The 936-nt window shown below is 31.7% G+C and carries 1 protein-coding gene; it reads left to right on the forward strand.

The window, feature by feature from the left end; genetic code table 11:
* The coding region (locus OU788_RS12445; RefSeq protein WP_274635456.1) for a TonB-dependent receptor plug domain-containing protein at window positions 1-936 on the forward strand (936 nt) is incomplete at both ends.

Consider the following 936-nt stretch of genomic DNA (forward strand, 5'->3'; position numbering starts at 1 on the left):
ACAACTGTATTACCACATAGAAACGACGATCCTAATGGACCTAAGTCATTTATGTTAATCAGTAACGATTCTGATAACCATAGATTCTACTCAGATTTAGAAGAAGAAGAAATAGCAGCTAACGCAGCATTTACATATCAATTTGCTAAAAACAGTGATGATATGTACAGAGCTAAAGTTAAATTAGGATATAGTGGAAGATTTAAAAATATAGACTTCAACGCTACTCAATTTAACTTTGTAATTAACCAAAGAACAGCACAACCATTCATTGATGATGTTTACAACTTAGACAGTTACTTTAACCAAGCTAACTTTAATGCAGGCTTATATTCTATTGGAACTTTTAGAGGAGGTTTAAATGCTTCTATTGATGTTTTATTACCTCAAACTTACGGAGGAAATCAAAATATAAACGCAGGTTATTTAGAATTTGAATACAAATTCTCTGATAAATTCACAGGTGTTTTTGGTGTAAGAGGTGAGCAAGTTAAACAATCATTAAACTACAACACATCTGTTAATGTTGGTCAAAGTGAATTAGATGAGTTCCAAATATTACCAGCAACATCTTTAAAGTATGCACTTAACGATAAGCACAACTTAAAATTTGCTGCAAGTAAATCATATACTTTACCTCAATTTAAAGAAAGAGCTCCTTTCCTTTACGAAGGGGTAGTAAATAGTTCTCTTGGTAACCCTAACTTATATTCTTCAGATAACTATAACGCTGACTTTAAATGGGAATTTTTCCCTGAAAGAGAAGAAATTATCTCTGTAGGTGTTTTTGGTAAATACATTGAAAACCCAATTAACGAAATCAGAATTAACTCTGCTTCTAACGATATTAGTTATGCTAATACTGGAGACTGGGGTATGGCTTATGGAGTTGAACTTGAATTAAGAAAAGTATTATTCAACAAAGAAGTTGGAGAA

The sequence above is a fragment of the Tenacibaculum sp. L6 genome (genome assembly GCF_028823685.1).
Lineage (GTDB): Bacteria > Bacteroidota > Bacteroidia > Flavobacteriales > Flavobacteriaceae > Polaribacter.